The following is a 22,188-nucleotide window of genomic DNA, read 5'->3' as shown; positions in this document are numbered from 1 at the left end:
TTCATGTGGGTGAACGTGCGGTGTGGTGATCGCCGTGCTACAGCGCGCGCTGCGCCGCGTGCAGGTTCCGCGGCCGTACCGCGTGCGGGCTGCCGTACAGCTCCAGGCGCGTATGCAGGTCACCCGTGAAGTCGGGGACGTCGATCTGGTCGAACTCCCTGACCTCGTCGATGCCGACGGTGGCGGAGTACGGTGCCACGCCGTCGATCCTGACCAGGCCCGCCCGGGCGTTGGTGACGCGGATGTTCCAGTGGGTGAAGCGGGCGCCGAACAGGGGGCCTGCGCTCGCGTCACCACCGTGGCGGCCGTTGTTGTTCACGGTGATGTCGGTGCGGACATTGGCGAAGGGCAGACCGCGGTGGCTGTCGAAGGTGCCCATCCGCATGTCGCCGCGCGACCAGACGTTGTACGAGGACAGCCCCTCGACGTTGATGCCGTGCAGTTGGGTGTTCGAGGGCGCGGGGCCGGTGCGCTCCTCGATGGTGAAGTCCTCGATGAGGTTGTCGTGCGAGCCCTCGCGGCAGAAGTAGGGGTGATGGCTGCCGCGGCCGGTGACACGTGTCCGTCGCAGGGTGCACGCGGAGGCGGACACGAGGCCGAAGCCGTTGTCGACGTGCCGGACCGTCACGTCGTCCACCCAGCAGTCGTACGCGCACTGCAGGACGACCCCGTTGTGGCCCTTGTCCAGCAGATGCGGCTGCTGTGGAGTCTCGACCGACTCCAGGGTGAGGCCCTCCACGCCTGATCCCGTCAACTCCTCTACATGGGCGGAGAGTTGAGGGGTCCACTCGGGACGTACGTCGAGCGGGAGCGGGCGTTCGAGGGTGACCTTGCGGCCCCGGACCCGGGCGATGCGGACGGGCCACTCGTAGGGGACGTACGACGTCAGTTTCGTCTTGTCGTCCCAGGAATAGGCCTCCGGCCCCGGGCCGCCACCGCACATGTGCTGAAGGAGTGTGTGGTCCGCGTCGTCGGCGAGCCGGAGGAGCACCAGGGCGCCGGGGCGCAGCGACGACGCGTCCGACACCGTGATCGTCCACGAGCCCCGCCGGGCCGGAGCGACCGCCGTGAGCGGACGCCACTCGTCGCGCCGGTTGCCCGTCCAGCCCTCGAAGGGCCAGGCCTTCGCCCTGATCGCGGCGACGAGAGAGGCCCAGCGGGCCTTGGGGGCGAGCCAGATCAGGCCGCCGGCCCACGACCAGCCCGACTTGTCGCCGCCGTAGCGGGAGCCGTACACCCCGATCAGCTCGGTCAGGTTCTTCGTCGCGTACAGCGTCGTACGGCCGCTGCCGGCGCCCTTGAGGATCACGTTCGAGCGGTCCAGGCGGATCACGTCGTCGATCCGGAAGGTGCCGGGCGGGATGGTGACCGTGCCACCGCCGGCCCGGCCGGCGGCGGCGATGGCACGGTTGATCGCGGGGGCGGAGTCGGCGGTGCCGTCCGCCACGGCGCCGAAATCGCGTACGTCGGCGACGGCGGGGCGCCGGGGGAGGTGCACCGCTCCGCCGTGGCAGCCCGCTCGGCCGATGTACGGGATCTGCGGGTGCGTGAAGGGTGTGCGCCTGAACTCCCGCCACAGGAGCGGGGTGTCGGCCGCTTCCGCACCCGAGCCGACTGCCGACGCCGTACCTGAGCCGGTTGCCGCCGCCGAGTTCGAGCCGATTGCCGCCGCGGTACCGGCGCCGACCGCAGTGGCGATGGCGCTCCCCAGCAGAGCCCGCCTAGTCATGCCCATGACATTTTGACCGCCCATGGCAGCCCCGTGCGCATCTCTCATGTCCGTTCGCCCTTCCCATGGCTTTTCATGGATGTGAACGACGTTCAGATGTGCGTTGAGCGGTGAGCATGCCACGGCGCCCTTGAGGACGAAAGGGCTCACGCAGTGTTTATTGGATTGGACCTCTGGGTGAGGGGCGCTCAGGCGTCGGGCAACCCCCAACGGGGCGCGTCCGCGTTCGGGCGTACGGGCCTGACGGTGAGGTCGGGCCGGTCCCCCTTGGCGGTGATCAGCGCCGAGTCGCCCTCGCGCAAGGGGACTTGGATCGTGCCGTCACCGGCGGCGGAGTACCGCAGAGGGCGGCCCCGACCGTCCCGTACCTCGATCGGTCCCGTGATCCCGTGCCGTACGAGGCAGGGGGCGCCCGCCTCGCTGACCAGTCGCACCCAGCGGGTGGTGCCGCCCTGGCGGTGCGCGCTGAGCAGGAAGGCACCCTGCGTACGGAACCTGTGCACCATCAGGTCGGTCCAGGCGGCGGGCAGGGCGGGGAACACCCTGATGACGCCGCCCCACGACTGGCACACCATGTCGTGCAGTGACTGGGCGGCGGACAGCGGGGTCTCGATGACCGGCCCGGACTCCTTGTACATGGTGTTGGGCTGGATGAAGCGGGTCATGAGCTCGCCGAGGTACCGCAGCGCGTCCTCACCCTTGCCGAGCAGCGCGGACATCGAGGCCGCGCCCGTGAAGGTGTAGCCCTGGAGGGCGCCCTCGAAGCCCACCCAGTGCGCCAACGACGTCTCGATGAGGGCGCGTTCGTCGGCGGTCTCGCCGGTCACCTCATACAGCGGGTAGACCGCGAGCAGGTGGGAGTAGTGGCGATGGGACTTCGCGAAGGGGAGGTCCGCGCCGATCATGAACCCGTTGGCGTCCGTCGGATAGGGCGCCAGCTTCGCGAGCACCTCGCGCCAGCGGGGTGCCGACGCATCGCTTGTTCCGAGGAGTTCGGCGGATTCCAGGAGGGTACGACAGCCCCAGGTCAGGAGCATCAGATCGTAGTTGCAGTCGCGTGAGTTGCCGCCGTACTCGGGGGAGAAGGTGGCGGGCAGGTGCAGTCTGCCGTCCGGACCGGGCTCCAGGAAGTGCAGGTAGTAGGTGATCGCCCCGCGCAGGAGCGGGAACAGGACGTCCCGGAGGATCCGCTCGTCCATCGTGTGCCGGTAGCTGAGCCAGACGTTGTGCAGCGCCCAGACCAGGTTGCCGACTTCGGGAGTCGGCGGATCCTGGCCCGGGATGCCGACGCCGTACCCCATCAGGGCGCTGGCCGCGCCGTTGACGAGGTGGGGATCGGTGGTGCGGGGGATGCCGAGCGAGTCGGCGCCGTAGGGTGCCGGCACCTCCTTGGCGAGGTTGCTCCGGAACTCGCTCAACGCCCGGGTGACCGCGTCGAGTTCGAGGTGGTTGGAGCCGTGGATGAGCCAGTACTCCAGCTGGGCGTTGAGGTTCCACCAGGTGTTGGGCCACGGCGTGGGTTCCAGCCAGGGTCCGCACGTCGCCATCACCGGGGCGTCACGGCGCGCGGCGGAGGCGGTCTTGTAGAGCTGGATCCAGTAGAAGCGCTGGATGCGGGCATCGGGGACGGACAGGAAGCTCTTGCGGTAGTAGGCGTGCCACCACGCGCGGTGGGGCATGGCCAGGGCGGCGTAGGGCAGTCGGTCCGCGGCGCGGACGGCCGCGAGGGCCCGGTCCAGGGCCGTGGTCCGCGGATGCGAGTGCGCGACGTGCACGTACAGCGTCCGCGTCCGGCCCCTGCTCCGCTCCCGCCACGCGGTGACGTGCTGCCCGCCCGCCAGCAGCGGCTGTACGGCGGCGCTCACGCCGTTGTGATCGGCGACCTCGGCGGGTGGGTTGCCCTGGTAGCCGTCCGGCAGCGGCTTGAAAGCGGCCCGCGGACTGATCGCTTCCGCGGGGTGGAACACCCAGCGGAAGCCCTGCTCGCCCTTGCTCGGCGTCACTTCCACGGCGAGGACCGAACGGTCGTTGTGCACGAGTGCCCGCAGGGACAGCGTGCCCTTTTCCGTGGTGAGTGTGCCGGTCAACTCGGCGTCCCGAAGGGACAGTCGCCAGTCCAGGCCGGTGATCGCGCCCACCGGCTCCAGCGTGAAGTATCCGATCGGCAGCCGGGCCAGGCCGAAGAGCGATCCGAACTCCGGCCGGTGGTCCTGCACTTCGGAGTGCTGGATGTTGAAGCGCACGGCCGTGGACGCGGCGCCCGGCTCGGCGTAGATCCCGGAGCCGAGGAAACCGTTGCCGAGGAACGGGCCTTCGTACCAGGTCGTCGGCGCCCGCCGCCAGACCAGGTCGGCGTCGTCGAGGACGGTGCGCCAGGGGTCGACAGGGGCTACGGCGGCCTCGGATCGGCCTGTCTCGGCGTCGGCCTCGGCCGCTGCCGCCTGCGCCTGCGGGGGCAGACCCGAAGTGAGCAGGACGCCACCCAGGGCGGATCCGGTGGCGAGGACGGTACGTCTGGACGGATCGGGCGCGGAGGGAGAGGGCATGGTGCCTCCAAACGGCTCTCGCGAATCATCGGAGCTATACCGCGTTGCACCCTAGGGACGGGGTGAGTGCGCGTCAATGAGAAGGGATAGCTCCGATGTGTTGACCGCTGCGCGCCAAGACGTGCGGCGATTGGCTCGTCGAACGGCGGGGACCGGTCGCTGGGGTGCGCCGGCTCACCCTCCCCGCATCCACGCCCGGGTTCCGAACGAGGCACACGCCCGCGAGGCCACTGCGGCCGCACCGCGCAGGGCCTCGACGAAGCCCTGCGACGTCAAGTCGTCCTGAACCGCGAGGTGATGAGTGAGGGCCCCGTGCAGGACGTCACCCGCGCCGAGTGTGTCCGCCACCCGTACGGCTGGCACGTCCACCGTGCCCCCGCAGTCGGGGCCCGCCCACACGATGGGCCGCCCTCCCCGGCTGACCGCCGACCAGCCGACCCCGTGCTCCCGCAGGAACCGCAGGGTGTCCGTCGGCGTGTTCGTGCCGGGCGGGTGGAAATCGTCCGAGCAGACAGCCACGTCGATCGACGGCAGCAGCTTCTCCGTGCCGGCCTTCCAACTGCCCCCGTCGAGGACGGTCCGACGGCCGGCGGCACGCGCCGCGTGAGCGGCGGCCACGGCCACCTCCCCGTGGTGGCCGTCGAATTCGACGATGTCGCAGGCCGCCACCAGCACGTCGAGACCGTCGGGCGGGGCCAGCCGGTACCCCGTCGCGTTGGTCGAGGCGACGGCACGGTCCCCACTGGAGGCGGTCACCAGAATGGACGACACGGCGGGCGGCTCGACCGAGTCGGCTGCCAGGTCCGCCACCGTCACACCCAGCCGGTCCAGGTCCGCCACGACGGCGACTCCCAGCGGATGGCGGCCGATCGCGGTGAGCAGCGTGGCCGCACCGCCCAAGTACGCGAACGTGGCGGCCGCGTTCGCGGCCGGACCGCCTGCGGCCACGACCTGCTCACGAGCCGTCAGTTTCTCGTTGGAACCCGGGGCGTGATCGACGAGCTGGATGACGTCCAGCGTGCACAGGCCGACGAACAGACCTGCGGGGCGCCCCCGCGTCTCCGCCACCACCGGCCCGCGCACTGATCCTGCCAAGGTTTCCCCACCTCTCCCGCTGCTGTCCGCCGACCAGTGGGCGTTTGTCGGTACCGCGTCAACGTATGCTCCCGACCGTGGCCGAGACCGAACTCATGCGGCTTCCCGACATGCCGCTGCACGATCCGTACATCGTCGCCGACGTCGCGACCCGCTCCTACTACCTCTACACGTCCAACGACCCCTCCGTATCGGGCGTGGACGGCACGGGCACCATGGTCTACCGCAGTCATGACCTGCGTGACTGGACGCGTCCCGTCGTGGTCTTCCTGACCGCCGAACAACCGGGGATCTGGGCGACCGACGGCGCGTGGGCGCCGGAGGTCCACGGATGGGGCGACAAGTACTACCTGTTCACCACCCTGCACAACGCGGACAGACCCCTGCCGGTGCCCCCACCCAACCGATGGGGCACGCCGTTCCAGATCCCGAACCACATGCGCGGCACCATCACCGCCGCGTCCGACTCGCTGCTGGGCCCTTTCACGGTCGTCGACCCCTCACGTCCCACCCCGCCCGAGAACCTCATGACCCTCGACGGCACGCTCTACGTAGACCCGTCCGGACAACCCTGGATGATCTACGCGCACGAGTGGCTGCAGACCATCGACGGAACCATGGAAGCGATCCGCCTGGCCCCGGACCTCTCCCGGACGCTCGGAGATCCTCTCTTCCTGTTCAAGGGCTCGGACGCGCCTTGGCTCGGTGAGCAGATCCCCGGCGGCGCACCGCATCAGCTCCCGCCCTACATCACCGACGGGCCGCAACTGCACCGTGCCCCTGACGGGTCGCTGCTCATGCTGTGGTCGACGTACGAGAAGAACCTGATCGGTCAGGACGGCACGATCAGCGGCGGATACGTGCAGACCTACGCCGTCTCGGAGTCCGGCGACATCACGGGGCCGTGGCGACAGCGACGGCCGCTGGTACGGGACGACAGCGGCCACGGCATGTTGTTCACCACCTTCGACGGCCGCCTGATGATGGTCCTGCACCGCCCCTTCGACAACGCACGGGGCAAGCTGTACGAGATGCGGCTCCACGGCCACGAGCTGCGGGTACTGCGTCAGCGCACCGACCTCGACGGCGGCGGATGACAGCGGAGGAACGCGAATCGCGGAGAGGGAATCCCGCACAGCATGTGGTTCAAGTCGCCGTGGATGAAGGACAGTTGACGCACTTGGCGTGATGGCAGGGCGGGGCAGTGAACCGTCCGGCAGTGCGAGGGGATCTCTCATGACCCAGACGCTGGATTCCTCGGCGGCCGCGGCCGGCGGCGGTTCGCCCTCGGGATCGAGGCTGGACCGGGTGCTGGCCGTGGTCGAGGAGCGGCGGGCCGAATGCGAGGAGCGGCGGCACATTCCGCGAGACATGATCGCGGTGTTCAAGGACGCGGGACTCTACCGGGCGAGCGCGCCGAAGCGTTTCGGGGGCGATGCCCTTCCTCCCGCGGAATTCCTCCGCCTCATCGAGCGGATATCGGTCGTCGACGGCTCGGCCGGCTGGGTCGCGAGCTTCGGCTCGGCCCTGGTCTATCTGGCCGCGCTGCCGCTCGACACCCAGGCCGAGCTGTACGCCGAAGGACCCGACGTCGCCTTCGCGGGCGGCCTGTTCCCCGTACAGCCCGCCGAGCGCGTCGAGGGCGGCTACCGGGTCTCGGGCCGATGGAGGTTCGCCAGCGGCTGCATGGGCGCGGACGTCCTCGGCGTGGGCATCAAGGCCGGTGAGGGCAAAGCCGGGGAGGGCAAAGCCGGGGAGGGCAAAGCCGGGGAGGGCAAAGCCGGTGAGGGCAGGGCCGGTGAGGGCAGGGCCGGACGGCCCCTCACCGCCGTACTGCGCCCCGACCAGGTGAAGATCGCCGAGAACTGGGACGTCATCGGCCTGCGCGGCACCGGCAGCCATGACCTGGTGGTCGACGGGGCCGTCGTACCCGAGGAGTGGACGTTCGTCCGCGGCGGTGCCCCCACCGTCGACGAACCCCTCTACCGCTACCCGACCGTCCCCTATGCCTCCCAGGTCCTGGCCGTCGTCGGCCTCGGTGTCGCCCGCGCCGCCCTCGACCACGTCATCGCGCAGGGCGGCCGGTCCGCCTACACCGGTGCCCCCAAGCCCGCCGAACGCGCCACCTACCGCACAGCGGTCGGCCAGGCCGAAGCCCGACTCCGGTCCGCACGCGCCTTCTTCTACGAGGCCACGGAGGAGGCGTGGGCGACGGTCGAGGCGGGCGACCCCGCCACCGCCGACCAGGCGAGCATGCTGCGTCTGGCCTCCACACACCTCGCCAAGACCTCCTTCGAGGTCGCCCGGGCCGCGTACCAACTCGGTGGCATCGGCGCCATCGCCGACGACAGCCCTCTCCAGCGCCACCTGCGCGACGCCTCGGTGGTACCGCAGCACGCCTTCCTCCAGGAGGGCATGTACGACGGCGCCGGCGCGGTCCTCATGGGGGTCCAACCCTTCCCCGGCTATCTCTGAAGGCGGGAGTACGGGTTCAGGTACGGGTGCGCGCCCTGTCGGGCCGGGCAGAGTGGGACCGTACGCGCGGTGGATGCCCATGGACGGCACCGATCGCACTCTTCGAAAGGGGGATCATGCGTTCTCTGACCTTCGTCTTCGGTACGGGGCGCAGCGGTTCGACGGCGCTGTCCCGCATCCTCAACGCCCACCCGGACGTGCTGAGCCTGAACGAGTTCATGGCCTCGGTGGGCGACGCGGCCTTCCCCGCGGGGAAGGTGGGCGGCGAGGAGTTCTGGCAGGCGCTCTTCCGGCCCGCGCCGCATTTCGAGCGGATGATCCGCAGCGGGCTGCCGCTGCCGGAGTTCCTCCACACCCGCCGCCCCGGCAGGTACGCGGCGCGGACCACCGGCATTCCCGCGCTCTCTTTGATGGTGCTGCCCCACCTCACCGACGACCCGGACGGACTCCTCGACGAACTGGGCGCGGCGATCGTCCGGTGGCCGGAGCGCACCGCCGCCGAGCACCACCGGGCCCTGTTCGGACTGCTCTGCGCCCGGTTCGGACGCACCGCCGTCGTGGAGCGCTCCGGCTACTCGACCGGCTGGGCACCGGGGCTGCGGGAGACCTTCCCGGACGCGAAGTTCGTGCACATGTTCCGCGACGGCCCGGACTGCGCCCTGTCCATGAGCCGCCATCCCGGATACCGCGCGATCTCCCTCCTCCGCGAGATCAAGACCCGCTCCGGCATCGACAGCTTCACCGACCTGACCCCCGAGCACGTCCGCGCGCTGCCCCCGGACCTGGCACCCCTGCTCGACGAACGCTTCGACCCCGCCCTCGTACGCGACCGTCACATCCCCCTGCGGACCTTCGGTGCCGTGTGGTCCGAACTCGTCACCGAGGGAACGGAGTTCCTCACCCGGCTCCCCGCCGACCGGCGCACCGCACTCGCCTACGAGCGCCTCCTGGACCACCCTGCCGAAGAGCTGACCCGTCTGGCGGAGTTCATCGGCGTGGCCCCCCTGCCACGGTGGCTGCACGCCGCGTCCGTCCTCCTCGACCACAGCCGGCGAGGCTCCGCCCGCAGCCTGCCCGCCGCCGAACTGGCCGAACTGCGGGACAGCTGCGCCCCGGGCACCCACGTCCTGGAGGGATGACCGGTCCCCTGACGCTCGCCCGCAGCCGCTTTCACCGATGGGCGGCGCGGCGGCGCACGCCGGCGTTCACCCTCATCCATGGCAACGAACGAGGAGTGTGGCGCGGGGTGGGGCTCGCCGCCAGTTTCGCCGTGGCGGCCCTCGCTTCCTGGATTCCCTGGGGCCTGGCCAACGCCCTGGTCACCACGGTCGCCACGCTTCTCGCCACCGAGCTGCACGCCCGTTTCACCTTCGGCGGGGGCAGGCATGCGACCTGGCGCCAGCATGCGCAGTCGGCCGGGTCCGCGGCGGGCTGCGTATGCGGTGACCTGTGTGGCGATGCCTGCCCTGCGGCAGCTGGTGGCGGCACCCGGCGCGGTGCTCGAGCAGGTTGTCCACCTGTCCGCCTCCGCACTCGCCGGCACGCGCGGTTCGCGGTGCCGCGCCTCGTCGTCTTCGCGCCGAACCGCTCGCAGGCCGCGGCCACCTGCCGTCACCGCCCGTCCCGTGCACACGACCGTGGCCCGCACCGCGGCACCCGCCGGCCCGGCGGTGCTCTGCCGCGCCGTCTGACCGTTCGGCGGGGCGCCGTGCCGCGCGGGGCGACGAGGACCCAGGCCACTCCCGGTGGTGGGGGCAACGCGCCCGGCGGTGCGAGGGCTGCGCTCTGACGGCGCGCCCGGGCCGCTGCCCGCGCTCACTCGCCCGCTCGGACGAATTTCCTGCGTCCGGTGAGTGCAACGCCGCTCGTGGTGGCCGCCCGTGTGCGCGAACGGCGGAAAGGTGGCGCCCATGCTCACACCTCATGTGCGACCGGCGCGGCGGCGAGACAGCGAACGCCGCCGGTCCTTGCCGGCCCGGGCCGGGACCGTCGCGGCGACTGTCCTGGCACTCATCTTGACCCTCCCCGGCACCGCGGCCGCGGCCCCGGGCGACCTGGATCCCACCTTCAGCGGTGACGGCAAGGTGCTCACCGGCTTCGCCGACGACGATCGCGCCAACGACGTGGCGGTGCAGCCCGACGGCAAGATCGTCTCAGTCGGCGCTTCGATCGACTACTCGCTGTCGGAGAGCCGCTTCGCGCTGACCCGCCACAACGCCGACGGCACCCCGGACACCGGCTTCGGCGGCGACGGCACGGTGACGACCCCCATCAACAACATGGACCCGGACCTCCAGTGGAGCGAGGCCCACGCCCTGGCGCTGCAGCCCGACGGCAAGATCGTCGTGGTGGGCAGCAGTTGGCGGGGGTACGAGAACTGCTGCTGGTTCACGGTGGCCCGGTACAACGCCGACGGCACGCTGGACTCGGGTTTCGGTGGCGGCGACGGCAGGGTGTTCACCGACTTCGGGGGCCCGGACGAGGCCCGGGACGTGGCGGTGCAGCCCGACGGCAGAATCGTGGCCGTCGGCTTCGGCGGTGCCGGGGTCGCGGTGGCCCGCTACAACGCCGACGGCTCCCCGGACACGAGTTTCGGCGGTGGCGACGGCCAGGTGAGCAACGATCCGGCGCCGGAGCTGCCTGAGGAGGGCGGCGACGGGCGCGCCCTGGCGCTCCAGCCCGACGGCAAGATCGTGGTCGGGGGTCAGGTCGGGACGACCCGCTTCGACTTCGTCCTCCTGCGCTACCACGCGAACGGCATCCTGGACACGAGCTTCAGCGGCGACGGCATCGAGCGCACCGACTTCGGCGCATACGAGTCCGTGGAGGGGCTCGCGGTCCAGCCGGACGGAAAGATCGTCGCCGCCGGCGGCAGCAGCGGCAGGTTCGCCCTGGCTCGCTACCACCCGGGCGGCACCCTGGACACGAGCTTCGACGGCGACGGCAAGGTGCTCACCCCCGGAGGCGGCGGAGCCGCGGACGTGGCGCTGCAGCCGAGCGACGGCCGGATCGTCATCGCCGGAGGCAACGGGCCCGGCGGCGATTTCGCCGTCCTGCGCTACAACCCCGACGGCAGCCAGGACAACGGCTTCGGCACCGGCGGCATCGCGACCGCGGACTTCGGCGGCGCCGACGCGGCCCATGGCCTGGCCCTCCAGTCCGACGGAAAGATCGTCGCCGGCGGCGGAGGCGGACCGGACAGCGACTTCGCCCTGGCCCGCTTCGAGGGCGGCGGCGTACTGCCGCCGCCACCGGCCGGCGTGGACCTGTCGGTGACGAAGTCCGGTCCCACCACGGTCAGCATCGGTGACCGGCCCACCTACACCGTGCGTGTGACCAACAACAGCACCACGACCTCCGCCACCAACGTCTCCCTGTCCGACACGCTCAGCGGCGTCGCCGTCTCGGTCGTCTCGGCGACCACCGGCTCGGGGACCTGCACCACCACAGCCACCAGCGCGAGCTGTTCCCTGGGCACCCTCGCCCCCGGAGCCGCCGCCACGGTGACGGTCGCCGCCGAGCCCCGGGCCACCGGCACCCTCACCGACCGGGCCACGGTCGGCGCCACGCAGACCGACCCGAACTCCGGCAACAACACCGCCACGGCGACCACCACGGTCAACAACGCCCGCGGCTGCACCCGCGTCGGCACCAGCGGCAACGACACCATCACCGGCACCTTCGGCAGCGACGTGATCTGCGCCCTCGGCGGCGACGACACCGTCAACGCGAGCTACGGCAACGACACCGTCCACGGCGGATACGGCAACGACCGCCTCGACGGCGGCTTCGGCAACGACACCCTCAACGGAGGTCCCGGCACCGACAATCTGATCGGCAACTCCGGCAGCGACAACCTCAACACCGTCGACAACGTCTCCGGCAACGACACCGCCAACGGCGGCTCCAACACGGACACCTGCACGACGGACCCGGGCGACATCCGCATCAGCTGCCCCTGACCCGCGACACCCGCTGTATCGGGCCCCGCACGACGACGCGCGGGGCCCGCGCCCGTTCGTCGCACCCCCTTGATCCCCGGATCTCCACCTGAAGGCGGCCCACCGCTCAGGCAGCCACCTCCGCGCACCCGGGAACCGTGAACTGAGCGGCCGCCCTCGCCCCTGGAACCGACTCAGGGTTTGCCGGCGGCTTCGGTGACGTTGCCGGCGCCGGCCGCTTCGTCCTGCGCCATGCGAAGGAAGCGTTGGATCGCTTCGACCGACATGTCGAGCGCCTCGGACGCGGACTGCTCGTCGCCGAACACCTGTACCGCCTCTGTGACCGCCACGGCCAGTTCCGCTTCTGCCTTGCGGACCTTGACCTCGGCCTTGTCCACGGTGTCGACGACCGACAACTGGCGGCGCTGCTTCTCCTGAAGCCGCTGTTTACGGGAGAGCGTTTTGTCGGAGTTCTGCACAGTCATAACCAAGATCATAAACGGCCGAGTGTGCAGCCATGAAACCCGCAGGACTCGGCCGGACGCACCTTGCCGCCCCGCAGGTTCACGGAGTCGTGCGCGCGCTGGGAGGCAGGCCCGGGACCGCCGGTCGCGTGTTCTGCTCAGCGCACCCCGCCGGCCTGCGTAGCCGGTACCGGCCGCCGGAGCAGGTAGACGCCGGCGGTCGACACCAGAAGGGCCATGCACGCGATGAACACCAGCCCGGCGCCCTCCAGGCCGATCGTCTCCGCCAGTACCCCCACACCGATGACCGGCACCGAGATACCCGCGTAAGCCACCACGAACAGCGCCGAGATCACGGCCGCGCGCCGGTCCGCCTCGGACGTCGCGGCCACGGCGGACAGCGCTCCGCGGAACGACATCCCCTGCCCGGCCCCACCGACGACGGCGCTCAGCACCACGAGCGGCAGCAGATCCCATCGCAGTGCGCCCGCCAGCAGCGCCAGCCCGGCGAGGAGCGCGGCGCAGCCCAGGGGCAGCGACCGGCTCACGCCGACCCGGCCGACGGCCAGCTGCCCGATGGTCGAGGCGAAGAAGGCCAGCGCGACCACCAGCCCGCTCACCGCGTGGTTGTGCACGTTCAGAGACTGGGAGAGGAAGGCCGGGCTGACCGATGTGAACACCCCGAACAGGGCGAACCCCACGAAGGAGGCAGCCGCCGCAGGCCCGAAGACCGCCCGCACCCGCGGGGGCAGACTGGGCCGTTGCGGCCGTACGGTGTTCAGCGGCCGACGCTCCCGCACGGTTTCCGGAAGTCGCAGCAGGACGGTGGCCGAGCAGGCCACCAGGGCGAGGTGAACGACGAACGGCAGATACAGCGGCCACTCGGCGTACTGCGCGAGCACCCCGGCGAGCAGCGGACCGCAGCCGAGCCCGCCCATGTTCGCGGCGGTCGCCACGAACGTGGCCCGCGAGGCGCCGCCGGGCGGCGCCAACTCCAACACATACGCCGTGGCGGCCCCGGTGAACAGGCCGGCGGACAGGCCCGACAGCAGCCGCCCCGCATACAGCCAGCCCAGCGCGGTGGCGCACAGGAAGCAGACGGCACTCGCGGCCGCGCATCCCAGGCCCCACGACAGCACCGGACGCCTGCCCACGGCGTCCGAGGCGTTACCTGTCAGCAGCAGCACCCCCATACCGCCGACGGTAACCTCGCCCACAGCCGCACGCGCCCTGACGCCGCCGGCCCGGCGGATGCGACGGTGGCACGAAGGCGCGACATGCCTGTGCGGTCGCGCGGCCGAATATCGCGTGCGCTGCCGTCGGTGGACGTAGCAGACTCCCCGGCATGGTCGACATGCGCATGTTCCGGGACGAGGTCACAGGCTGGGCGGGCGGTGGCTCCGGCGGGCCGGCGGGGGAGCTGGCGGAGCTCCTGGGGGTGCGTACGGTGGTTTTGCTGGAGGGGCTGAGCGACCTCGCGGCCGTCGAGGCGCTGGCCGCGGGGCGGGGCCGTGACCTGGCGGCCGAGGGGGTGTGCGTGGTGCCGATGGGCGGTGCGATGAGCGTCGGCCGCTACGCAGGACTTCTCGGGCCGTCCGGTCTCGGCCTGCGCCTGATCGGGCTGTGCGACGAGCGCGAGAAGCCCTTCTTCGACCGGGGCCTCAACCCGGCCTGGGTGCCGCGCCCGAGCGTCTTCGTCTGCACGGCGGACCTGGAGGACGAGCTCATCCGCGCGCTGGGCGTGGCGCGGATCGAGGAGATCGTCCGGGCCGAGGACGAACTGCGCGCCTGGCAGACCTTCATGCGGCAGCCCGCCCAGCACGGCCGGCCCCGGCACCAGCAGTTGCGGCGCTTCATCGGCACGAAGAAGGGCCGCAAGATCCGCTATGGCCGCCTCCTGGTCGAAGCCCTCGCCCCCGACCAGGTGCCCACCCCGCTGGACGACCTCCTCGCCAGCCTGTGACGGCCTGTCCCCGCAGGCAGGTACGCCGGGGCGTAAGCGCTCATCCGACTGGCCACCCGGGCACGCCTGGAGCGACGCCCGGCCGGCGCCCTGGTCGACGACCCCGACCGCCTCGACGACCACAAACTACGGTGTCAGTGCTTCTCCGCCACAGCCCCCAACTGGGGTACGACCGTGGGCTCGTCTCCAGGGTCGGGGCGCCACAGGGAGCACGAGACGAGGCCCGGATCCAGGAGTGTGAGGCCGTTGACGTACTGGCCGATCTCCTTGCTGCTGCGTGCGGTGACCGGCGGCTTGGCGTTGGCGTTCCAGAATTCCATGGCCTCCAGCTGGAGATCGCCGCCGAGTTCGGGCTCGGTGGTGGGGTGGGTCAGCACGAGGAAGCTGCCGGGGACGAGCGGCTCCAGAAGGCGGCGCGCGATGGCCTGCGCCTCCGTGTCGTCGAGGATGAAGTTGAGGATGCCGAGCAGCATCAGTGCGACGGGCTTGGTGAAGTCGAGTGTCTCGCCGGCGATGCGCAGGATGGTGTCCGGGTCGTGCGCGTCGGCGTCGATGTAGACCGCGGCGCCGGTCTCGGTGCTGGTCAGCCGGGTGCGGGCGTGCGCGAGCACGACAGGGTCGTTGTCGACGTACACGATTCTTGACGTGGGCGCGATGCGCTGGGCGATCTCGTGGGTGTTCTCCAGAGCGGGCAGGCCGGTGCCGATGTCGAGGAACTGGCGTATCCCTCGCACCTCGGCCAGGTGACGCACGGCGCGAGTGAGGAACTGCCGGTCGGCGAACGCGATGTCACGGATGATGGGAATCAAGCCGGCGACGTGATCACCGACCTGCTGGTCGACCTCGTAGTTGTCCTTGCCGCCCTGCCAGTAGTTCCAGACGCGGGCGTTGTGCGCCGTGCCGGTATCGGGTCGCTTCTGTGGGGTGTCGGCGGCCTGCTTCTCGCTCACGTCTTCCTCTCCTCGCACGCCCAAGGATCCGATGGTGGCGGGCAGTTGAGGCCCGCTGCGGCGTGACGTGGCGTTATTGTGCCGCTGCCGTTCCCCTCGCGTCCGGAGAATCGGCTGCCGGCGGCTGACGTCGACGAGGCTCCACTGGTCGATGTGCACGGTCCGTTGCCGCTGTCACGTCCCCGACGGACGCGGTTGTTCCGGGGGGACCGAGCTCTCGGCGACCGCCATCCACTGGTCCAGGTCGGCCTGGGTGAACTCTGCCCACGGGGGGATCTCGGGGAGTCGGCGGAGGATGTCGTAGGCCTCGGAGATCTGGGGGCCGCGGAGGACCGGGCAGTGGCAGCCGGCGATGACCTCTGCGTTCAGGCGTTGGAAGTAGTCCACGACTGTCCCGAATTTCTGGCTGTCCAGCAGCGCGGCCCAGGGGGAGACCAGGCGGCCGCCGAAGAATTGGCCGTCGCGGAATTCGTCCGCGGTCAGGGCGGCTATGTCGGGAATCGGGCTCGGCACGTTCGTGGCGAAGGTGTCGACCGCCCACAGGACGTTGGTCTTCGGGTCGAAGAGGGCGCGGGTTGTGGGGTTGTCGTACAGCGGGGGTCGTTTGGCGACCAAAGTGCGGTCGCCCGCGTCGATCGTGTCGCCGTCGGTCATGAAGCGGCACCGGCTGATGGGTGTCTCCCACTCCTCGGCCATGCGGCCGATGGAGAACCATGTCGTCAGCAGGGTCGCGTTCGGGCATTCGGCGAGGACCGCCAAGAGGTTGCCGGCGTGGTCGCGGTCGTCATGGGTGAGGAAGATCCACCGTACGTCCAGGGGATCCACGACGGACCAGGCGGCCTCCAGCCACTGGGACCGCACAGCCGGCGCGCCGGTGTCCACGAGGACCGGTTCGGCTCCGCGGATCACCATCGAGTTCATCGGGAAGTGGCCGACCGGCGGGGCCTCGAGTGCCCACGGGATGACGAACGTTTCCTCGGCGATCTTGTACGGCTGGAGGAGATGAAAGGTTTCCATAGTTGTCATCGCTGCTCTCCCTAGGACGGAGTCGCCGCAGCGTCCATGAATCCAGTGCAGCCCCGTGGCGGGCCATCGTCAAACGCAGAACCTGTGACGGTCCGCTTCAGAGAGCGACGATGAGGGGGCCGTGGCTGTGGCGGGCGGACGGGCGGGGCTCGCGTCGTCCCGGTTCTCGCAAGGCGGGGGCCCTTCCCGGTGTGCGGTGGTAGGACGGGGCGGTGATCGGCACTGCGGGCAGCAGCCAGAGCGCGGGCCGAACCAGGGATCGTGAGAGGGGAGTTGGGCATGGCGGCAGAGAACATCGACGATGTCGTGGACGGGCTTGCGGGAATCGTGCGGGAGGCCGGCCGCGCCGGTGACCGGGTCGGGTACTTCACGGCGCTGTACCGGCAGGTGACCGTTGAGGTCCGTACGGCCATTCACGGTGGGCTGTTCGACGACGGCGCCCGAATGGACCGTTTCGACACGCTCTTCGGCAACCGCTACTTCGACGCGTACGACGCCTGGCGTCGTGACCGGAGCGGGCCGCGTTGTTGGCGCGAGGCGTTCGGGCTGCTCGACGACGCCGACACCGTCATCGTCCAGCACCTGATACTCGGCGTGAACGCGCACATCAACCTGGACCTGGCCATCGCCGCCGCGCGGACCAGCCCGGGCGAGGCCATCCACGCGTTGCGGCGCGACTTTCTGCTGATCAACGACATCCTCGCGCGGGTGGCGCTGGCGGTGCAGGACTCGGTCGGCGCCCTGTCGCCCCTCATGTCGCTGCTGGATCAGGTCGGAGCCCGCACCGACGAGCGGATCCTCGACTTCAGTGTCCGTCAGTCCCGCGAGGAGGCGTGGTACAACGCCGTCCTGCTGGCCGGGCAGAACGAAGAGGAGCGCGAGGCCACCATCGAGCGGCTCGACATCCGGGCCGCCGTGCTCGCACGGTTGACAGCGCGACCGGGCGGCCTCGTCCGGCCGGCCCTGCAGCTGATCCGGAGCACCGAGAGCGATGACGTGCCGGCCGTCATCGCCCACCTGGACAACACCATGGAGCGGTCCTCCGCCCGGCAGAGGAGGGGGTGAGGCGCGACCCGGCGTGCCCGGCGCCGGCCGCGACTGCCCAGGGGGTGTCGTCCCCGGTGGCCCGCGGGATGTCCGGGCGGGCCGCTGCGACCCGCCGCCAGTGAGCGGAGAGCACGTTCCTGGCCACGCGGAGAGCATGTTCCTGGCCACGTCGAACAGGCAGGCCCGTACGGAGCCGCGGGTTGCCGGGTCGAAGCCGCGTCGCGTCGCGTACGCCTGGAGCCACAGTTCGGCGAGCAGATCGTCGGCGGCTCTGGGCGCGCGTCGCGCGAAGTAGCCGTGCAGGGCTGTCGAATGACTCTCCACCAGCGGCTCGCAGAAGGCCGGGTCGCGTGCCGTAGCGTTCGCGCCCCCGGCCGGGCCCTGCGCCCAGGCATTCTCCGGTTCAGCGTCGGCCGGCCGCGCAGCGGGCTGTGGGACGCCGAGTCCCGCAGAGGCGTGGCCAGGGCGGAGGGGAAGGTGTTCACCCGCCTCGCGCCGAAATCCGCGAGGGGCCAGGAAGGCTCAGGAAGGCGCTGGTGAGCCCGTTGACCCGGGGTGCAGTGACGGGGATCACACCGAGGTGAAAACCTGTCGCCCGGGGCCGGCGTCTAGCGGGTGTGAGATCAGTCAGGAAGGCACCGGGCGAGTTGGACGAGGAACGTCTCGTCCGGCTGGTGGCCAGGGGCGACCGCGCGGCGTTCGAGGAGCTGTACCGGCGTACCGCGCCGTGGCTGGTGGTGCGGCTGCGTCGCCGCTGCGCCGACGAGCAGATCGTCGCCGAGGTCATGCAGGAGACATATCTGGCGGTGTGGCGTGCGGCGGGCGCGTTCGCCGGGGCCGCGGTCGGCGGGAGCGCCGTCGGCTGGCTGTGGACGATCGCGGCGCGCCGACTCGTCGACGCGTTCCGGCGTCGGGCCCATCATGCGGAGCCGCCGCCCGCGGCCGCCGCGCAGCCCGTGGCGCCCGCCGCCGAGGACGAGGCGCTCGCGGCGACCGTCGGCGGTGACGTCGGGGACGCGCTGCGACGCCTCGCACCCGAACTCAGACAGGTACTGCAGGCCATGGTCCTCGACGGACTGTCCGTCCGGGAGACAGCGGTCCTGCTCGGCGTGCCCGAGGGCACCGTCAAGACCCGTGCCCGCCGGGCCCGGACCGAGATGCGGAGGGCGCTGGCATGAGCGTGGAACACGCGTCGACGCGGATCATCGACGGTTACGCGCGCGGCGACACGGACATCGCCGCCGACGAGGTGTGGGCCCTGGAGGCCCATCTGGAGGGGTGCCGGCTCTGCCGTGACCGGCTGTCGGCCGCCACCACGGCGACGGCGCCTGCCGTGGCGGCGCTGGTCGGCACCGTGTGGTCCGACCTCGAACCCCGGCTGGCCGCCACCGCCACCATGCCCCGCCGACGACGCTGGTCGGCACGGTTGTCGAGGTGGCTGACGCCCACGATGGTGCCGTGGCTGGCCATGGTCATGAGCGTGACACTGCTCGCGCTGCTGCTCGACCTGGCCGACACCGGCACGGGCTACGGCACCGGCACGGGCTACGGCACTGGCTCCGGCGAGGTGTCGCTGGTGCTGTTGCTCGCTCCCGTCCTGCCCGTGCTCGGCGTCGCGGCGTCGTGGTCGCGCGGACTGGACCCGGCGTACGAGCTGACGGCCTCCGTGCCCAGGGCCGGGCTTCCCCTGGTGCTGAGGCGCACCGCGTCCGTGCTCTCCGTCGTCGTCCCCGCGCTGCTGGCGGGCGGATGGGTGACGGGGGTGACGGCCGCGCAGTGGTTGCTGCCCTGTCTGGCGTTCACCTCGGCGACCCTGGCGCTCGGCGGAGTCGTCGGCGTGACCCGTGCCGCCGTCGCGCTGGTCGCGCTGTGGGCGGCCGTGGTCGTGGCGCCGACCCTGGCCACCAGCCGTACGTCCTTCGCTCTGCAGACGGACGGGCTGCCCGTGTGGGGGCTGATTCTCACCCTCGGCATCGGTGTCGTGATCGCCCGCAGGGGCGCGTACACCGTGCTGGGAACCCATCGATGACCAACGGGAAGGAACACCACGTGATGTCCGCGGTGAGCGCGGCCGACCTCGCGCCGACGCCCTACGCCTGGGAGATCCGGGCCACGGGGCTGAAGGTGAGGGTCGGCCGGAAACGGATGGCCGTCGACGGGCTCGACCTGTCGCTGGGCACCGGCGTGCACGGCCTGCTCGGCCCCAACGGGGCCGGCAAGACCACTCTCATCCGGGCGCTGGCCACTGTGCTGCGCCCCGCCGGGGGCACCCTGGAACTGCTCGGCGAGTCCGCGGGAGGTCTGGGCGAACACCGGGCGCTGCGCCGCCGGATCGGCTATCTGCCGCAGGAGTTCGGCTACTACAAGCGCTTCACGGTGCGCGAGTTCATCGAGTACATGGCGTGGCTGAAGGAGGTTCCCAAGGAGGACATCCCCGCGGCGGTGCAGCGAGCGGTCGAGCGGGTCGGCCTCGCGGACCGCGCCGACGAGCGGATGAAGGCCCTGTCGGGTGGCATGGTCCGGCGCGTCGGGATCGCCCAGGCCATCGTCAACGACCCGGCGATCCTGCTCCTCGACGAGCCGACGGTCGGCCTGGACCCGGCCCAACGGCTGCGCTTCCGCGAGCTGTTGCAGGAGCTGGGCACGGACACCTGCGTGGTCGTCTCGACCCATCTGGTGGAGGACGTCGCCGCCGCCTGCACCGACGTGGTGCTCTTCGCCGAGGGTCGGCTCGTCTTCCAGGGCACCCCGGACGAGTTGGCCGCGGCGGGCGGCCCCGAGCACGTGGGCGACAGCCCGCTGGAGCGCGGCTACTCGGCGCTGCTGCTCGATCCCGAGCAGGGAAGGGGCACCTGGTGAACGTCCGCGTCCTGCGCATCGAGTCGAGGCGCTCCGCCTCCCCGTGGGCGTCCGCGATACTTCTGGCGACCGCGGTGGCGTTCCTGTATCTGGAGTCCGGAGCGTGGTCGAGGGGCACCGCGCAGTGGACGGCCCAGTGGACGTCCATGGCCCTGTGGACCCGCTCCCTGCTGGTCTTCCTGTGGCCGCTCGCCGTGGCGCTCGGGGCGCTCCAGGGTCTGCGCGACCACCGTTCGAAGATGTCCGAGCTTCTGACGACTACGCCACGGCCCGCCCGGCACCGCGCGGCCACGACGGCGGGCGCGACCGCGATCGCGCCGGCCGCGGCCTTCGCGCTCCTCGTCCTCCTGGGCGCGGTCCAGGTGTTCGGCGACACCGAGTACACGCACCTCGGCTGGCTGCCGATCTCGCTGGTCGGCGTACTCGCCCTCGTCGCGGGGGCCATGCTGGGCCTGGGGGTCGGGCGGAGCCTGCCGTCCCCGCTCACCCCGCCCGTGCTGGCCGTGGCCGCCTTCGTGCTCACCAACCTCCTGCGACAGTCCACGGACTGGGCGGTGCCGACCGCCGCCGTGCCGAACCGGATCTCGCTGCTGTCACCGGTGCAGGGCGAGGTGCGCGAGATGCTCCTCACCCTCTCCGCCGCCGTGCACATCGGACAGACGGTCTGGCTGCTCGGCATGGCCGCGACGGGCTTCGCCCTCCTGACCGCCGTGACCCCGCGCGCCCGGCTCCTCGCGCTGACACCCCTCCTGGTGGGCGCGGCCGTCGCCCTGCTCGTCCTTCCCTCCGACCCACGCCGGACGTACGTCGTCGACGAGGCCGCCGCCGCGCAGGTGTGCGACGGCCCGGTGTGCGTGACGAAGGCGCACGAGGCACGACTCGCCGACCTCGCGGATCCCGGGAAGAAGGCGCTGCGTCTCCTGCACGACGTCCTGGGCGGCCAGGCACCGGTCTCGGTCCGGGAGGGCACCGCGCTGCGGGGCATCCTCGACGTCGAACCGCCGGAACGTTCCCGCACGGCCGTGCTCGTCGACTTCGACGACGGCCTGATCGCCGACGCGAAGGGCGAGGAGCTGACCCGGGCCGTGCTGGCCCAGGGCCTGGCGCCGATCTGCTTCGCCCGCAGCGCCAACGAGAGCGGCACGCTCGGCGAGATCGCCGCGCAGAGCGTCGTGGCGAGCTGGGTCCTCGGGGACCTGAAACCGTTCGGCGGCACCGTGCACTCGTCGAGCGACCAGCTGGAGGCGGCCCGCCCGGTGTGGACGGAGCTCAAGGCGCTGCCGTGGTCCGAACAGGTCGCACGTATCAGGGCGGCGCACACCGCCGCCGTCTCCTGCGAGGGCTACCCGCTCGACATACTGGACGGCGGTACGTCCCGGTGAGATGGCTGACGCTGTACGCGCGCTCCCGGCAGGTGCCCGCGTCGCTCGCCGCGGTGGTGCTCAGCGCCGTGGCGGTGTGGGCACTCGTCCGGGACGGCGGCGGGGGACCGGTGGATCCGAAGGTACCCGTGTTCGTCCTCGTCGCCGGAGTGACGGCGGCATCGATCGGCCTCGGCGGGCAGGACCTCGCGCTGGACCGCACGGCCGCGATCCGCTGGCGGCCCCGTAGAGCGGCACACGTGCTGCTCATCGGCACGGTCGTCTGCGCCGTGCTCCTCGCGGCGCGGACGACGGGCGCGGAGCTGGCCGCCACCGCGTTCGTCGTCCGCGACAGCGCGGGGCTGATGGGCCTCGTCGCTCTCGGAGCGGTGGCGTGCGGGGCGCGGTACGCCTGGACTCCGCCGATCGCCTGGCTGTCGTTCTCGGTCTTCGCCCCGCCCCCGACGGGCGTGCCGACGCAGGTGGCGACCTGGATGCTGCTGCCGCCCGGCACCCCGACGGCCACCTGGACGGCCCTGGTCCTCGCGACCGCCGGTACCGCGGCCTACGCTCTCGCAGGTCCGAGACGGTAGCCGGTCCGTAGCGCCGCTGCCCTGGGTGGTGCCGTAAGCGCCGCGAGCGGGCCGGGGGCCTGGCAGTCGACCTTGCCTCACGGGTCTTCTCCACCAGGACCAGATCGCCGACGGCGAGGACGGACGACCCCCTGTCGCC

18 protein-coding genes and 1 pseudogene are annotated in these 22,188 nt (G+C 71.4%); 12 read left to right on the top strand and 7 right to left on the bottom strand.

Going from position 1 to position 22,188, the window contains the following annotated elements; translation table 11 throughout:
• Window positions 1-37: 37 nt before the first annotated feature.
• From JIX56_RS01875 to JIX56_RS01865, 3 genes are all read right to left on the bottom strand, one after another.
• Window positions 38-1,735: a glycoside hydrolase family 55 protein gene (locus JIX56_RS01875; protein ID WP_257536984.1), complete on the bottom strand. Its 1,698-nt coding sequence runs from the start codon at window positions 1,733-1,735 to the stop codon at window positions 38-40.
• Window positions 1,736-1,917: 182 nt separating this feature from the next.
• A complete protein-coding gene (locus JIX56_RS01870; RefSeq protein WP_257536983.1) occupies window positions 1,918-4,275 on the bottom strand; it encodes a glycosyl hydrolase family 95 catalytic domain-containing protein in 2,358 nt (785 codons plus the stop codon).
• 174 nt (window positions 4,276-4,449) lie between these two features.
• Complete coding sequence (locus JIX56_RS01865; RefSeq protein WP_257536982.1) at window positions 4,450-5,370, bottom strand: PfkB family carbohydrate kinase; 921 nt, start codon at window positions 5,368-5,370, stop codon at window positions 4,450-4,452.
• Between the two features lie 95 nt (window positions 5,371-5,465).
• Here JIX56_RS01865 and JIX56_RS01860 point away from each other — a divergent pair, with 95 nt between their 5' ends.
• From JIX56_RS01860 to JIX56_RS01840, 4 genes are all read left to right on the top strand, one after another.
• Entirely contained in the window at window positions 5,466-6,467 is a 1,002-nt protein-coding gene (locus JIX56_RS01860) for a glycoside hydrolase family 43 protein (protein WP_443032017.1), read from the top strand.
• 139 nt (window positions 6,468-6,606) lie between these two features.
• Window positions 6,607-7,845 carry an acyl-CoA dehydrogenase family protein gene (locus JIX56_RS01855; RefSeq protein ID WP_257536980.1) on the top strand — a complete coding sequence of 413 codons (1,239 nt, stop codon included), beginning with the start codon at window positions 6,607-6,609 and terminating at the stop codon, window positions 7,843-7,845.
• 116 nt (window positions 7,846-7,961) lie between these two features.
• A complete protein-coding gene (locus tag JIX56_RS01850) occupies window positions 7,962-8,984 on the top strand; it encodes a sulfotransferase (RefSeq protein ID WP_257536979.1) in 1,023 nt (340 codons plus the stop codon).
• Window positions 8,985-9,755: 771 nt separating this feature from the next.
• Window positions 9,756-11,807: a calcium-binding protein gene (locus JIX56_RS01840; protein ID WP_257536978.1), complete on the top strand. Its 2,052-nt coding sequence runs from the start codon at window positions 9,756-9,758 to the stop codon at window positions 11,805-11,807.
• Between the two features lie 173 nt (window positions 11,808-11,980).
• Here JIX56_RS01840 and JIX56_RS01835 read toward each other — a convergent pair whose 3' ends face one another.
• Both JIX56_RS01835 and JIX56_RS01830 read right to left on the bottom strand, forming a co-directional pair.
• Window positions 11,981-12,271: a hypothetical protein gene (locus JIX56_RS01835; RefSeq protein WP_257536977.1), complete on the bottom strand. Its 291-nt coding sequence runs from the start codon at window positions 12,269-12,271 to the stop codon at window positions 11,981-11,983.
• Window positions 12,272-12,408: 137 nt separating this feature from the next.
• Window positions 12,409-13,503, bottom strand: a complete 1,095-nt coding sequence (locus JIX56_RS01830) for an MFS transporter (protein ID WP_443032016.1) — start codon at window positions 13,501-13,503, stop codon at window positions 12,409-12,411.
• 92 nt (window positions 13,504-13,595) lie between these two features.
• On the opposite strand from JIX56_RS01830, the gene JIX56_RS01825 reads away from it, so the two are divergent.
• Together JIX56_RS01825 and JIX56_RS01820 are read left to right on the top strand one after the other, a co-directional pair.
• A complete protein-coding gene (locus tag JIX56_RS01825) occupies window positions 13,596-14,213 on the top strand; it encodes a TOPRIM nucleotidyl transferase/hydrolase domain-containing protein (RefSeq protein ID WP_257536975.1) in 618 nt (205 codons plus the stop codon).
• Between the two features lie 39 nt (window positions 14,214-14,252).
• A pseudogene (locus tag JIX56_RS01820) lies at window positions 14,253-14,345 on the top strand (TetR/AcrR family transcriptional regulator); the annotation flags it as partial.
• Window positions 14,346-14,347: 2 nt separating this feature from the next.
• Here the strand turns inward: JIX56_RS01820 and JIX56_RS01815 are convergent.
• Both JIX56_RS01815 and JIX56_RS01810 read right to left on the bottom strand, forming a co-directional pair.
• Window positions 14,348-15,163: an SAM-dependent methyltransferase gene (locus JIX56_RS01815; protein WP_257536974.1), complete on the bottom strand. Its 816-nt coding sequence runs from the start codon at window positions 15,161-15,163 to the stop codon at window positions 14,348-14,350.
• Between the two features lie 174 nt (window positions 15,164-15,337).
• Window positions 15,338-16,189, bottom strand: a complete 852-nt coding sequence (locus JIX56_RS01810) for an MBL fold metallo-hydrolase (protein ID WP_257536973.1) — start codon at window positions 16,187-16,189, stop codon at window positions 15,338-15,340.
• A gap of 279 nt (window positions 16,190-16,468) precedes the next feature.
• On the opposite strand from JIX56_RS01810, the gene JIX56_RS01805 reads away from it, so the two are divergent.
• From JIX56_RS01805 to JIX56_RS01780, 6 genes are all read left to right on the top strand, one after another.
• Window positions 16,469-17,254, top strand: a complete 786-nt coding sequence (locus JIX56_RS01805; protein ID WP_257536972.1) for a DUF5995 family protein — start codon at window positions 16,469-16,471, stop codon at window positions 17,252-17,254.
• A 599-nt stretch (window positions 17,255-17,853) separates the two neighbouring features.
• Window positions 17,854-18,414 (top strand): RNA polymerase sigma factor, encoded by a 561-nt coding sequence (locus JIX56_RS01800; RefSeq protein ID WP_257536971.1) that lies wholly within the window; start codon window positions 17,854-17,856, stop codon window positions 18,412-18,414.
• Window positions 18,411-19,265 (top strand): zf-HC2 domain-containing protein, encoded by an 855-nt coding sequence (locus tag JIX56_RS01795; RefSeq protein WP_257536970.1) that lies wholly within the window; start codon window positions 18,411-18,413, stop codon window positions 19,263-19,265. Before JIX56_RS01800 ends, JIX56_RS01795 begins: the two co-directional genes overlap by 4 nt.
• Window positions 19,262-20,095, top strand: a complete 834-nt coding sequence (locus tag JIX56_RS01790) for an ABC transporter ATP-binding protein (protein WP_257536969.1) — start codon at window positions 19,262-19,264, stop codon at window positions 20,093-20,095. The genes JIX56_RS01795 and JIX56_RS01790 overlap by 4 nt, the downstream gene beginning before the upstream one ends.
• Window positions 20,092-21,477 carry a hypothetical protein gene (locus tag JIX56_RS01785; protein ID WP_257536968.1) on the top strand — a complete coding sequence of 462 codons (1,386 nt, stop codon included), beginning with the start codon at window positions 20,092-20,094 and terminating at the stop codon, window positions 21,475-21,477. The genes JIX56_RS01790 and JIX56_RS01785 overlap by 4 nt, the downstream gene beginning before the upstream one ends.
• Window positions 21,474-22,049, top strand: a complete 576-nt coding sequence (locus tag JIX56_RS01780; RefSeq protein WP_257536967.1) for a hypothetical protein — start codon at window positions 21,474-21,476, stop codon at window positions 22,047-22,049. The genes JIX56_RS01785 and JIX56_RS01780 overlap by 4 nt, the downstream gene beginning before the upstream one ends.
• Window positions 22,050-22,188: the final 139 nt, after the last annotated feature.

It is taken from the genome of Streptomyces sp. CA-210063 (assembly GCF_024612015.1).
GTDB lineage: Bacteria > Actinomycetota > Actinomycetes > Streptomycetales > Streptomycetaceae > Streptomyces.
The sequence above is the reverse complement of the archived record's forward strand: the minus strand, read 5'-3'. Positions and strand labels throughout refer to the sequence as shown.

What these genes read in the sequence shown, in the direction of transcription:
- JIX56_RS01875 (WP_257536984.1), bottom strand. Translation starts at nt 1,735, where the DNA reads ATGGGCATGACTAGGCGGGCTCTGCTGGGGAGCGCCATCGCCACTGCG.
- JIX56_RS01870 (WP_257536983.1), bottom strand. Translation starts at nt 4,275, where the DNA reads ATGCCCTCTCCCTCCGCGCCCGATCCGTCCAGACGTACCGTCCTCGCC.
- JIX56_RS01860 (WP_443032017.1), top strand. Translation starts at nt 5,466, where the DNA reads ATGCGGCTTCCCGACATGCCGCTGCACGATCCGTACATCGTCGCCGAC.
- JIX56_RS01855 (WP_257536980.1), top strand. Translation starts at nt 6,607, where the DNA reads ATGACCCAGACGCTGGATTCCTCGGCGGCCGCGGCCGGCGGCGGTTCG.
- JIX56_RS01850 (WP_257536979.1), top strand. Translation starts at nt 7,962, where the DNA reads ATGCGTTCTCTGACCTTCGTCTTCGGTACGGGGCGCAGCGGTTCGACG.
- JIX56_RS01840 (WP_257536978.1), top strand. Translation starts at nt 9,756, where the DNA reads ATGCTCACACCTCATGTGCGACCGGCGCGGCGGCGAGACAGCGAACGC.
- JIX56_RS01835 (WP_257536977.1), bottom strand. Translation starts at nt 12,271, where the DNA reads ATGACTGTGCAGAACTCCGACAAAACGCTCTCCCGTAAACAGCGGCTT.
- JIX56_RS01825 (WP_257536975.1), top strand. Translation starts at nt 13,596, where the DNA reads ATGGTCGACATGCGCATGTTCCGGGACGAGGTCACAGGCTGGGCGGGC.
- JIX56_RS01810 (WP_257536973.1), bottom strand. Translation starts at nt 16,189, where the DNA reads ATGACAACTATGGAAACCTTTCATCTCCTCCAGCCGTACAAGATCGCC.
- JIX56_RS01805 (WP_257536972.1), top strand. Translation starts at nt 16,469, where the DNA reads ATGGCGGCAGAGAACATCGACGATGTCGTGGACGGGCTTGCGGGAATC.
- JIX56_RS01795 (WP_257536970.1), top strand. Translation starts at nt 18,411, where the DNA reads ATGAGCGTGGAACACGCGTCGACGCGGATCATCGACGGTTACGCGCGC.
- JIX56_RS01790 (WP_257536969.1), top strand. Translation starts at nt 19,262, where the DNA reads ATGACCAACGGGAAGGAACACCACGTGATGTCCGCGGTGAGCGCGGCC.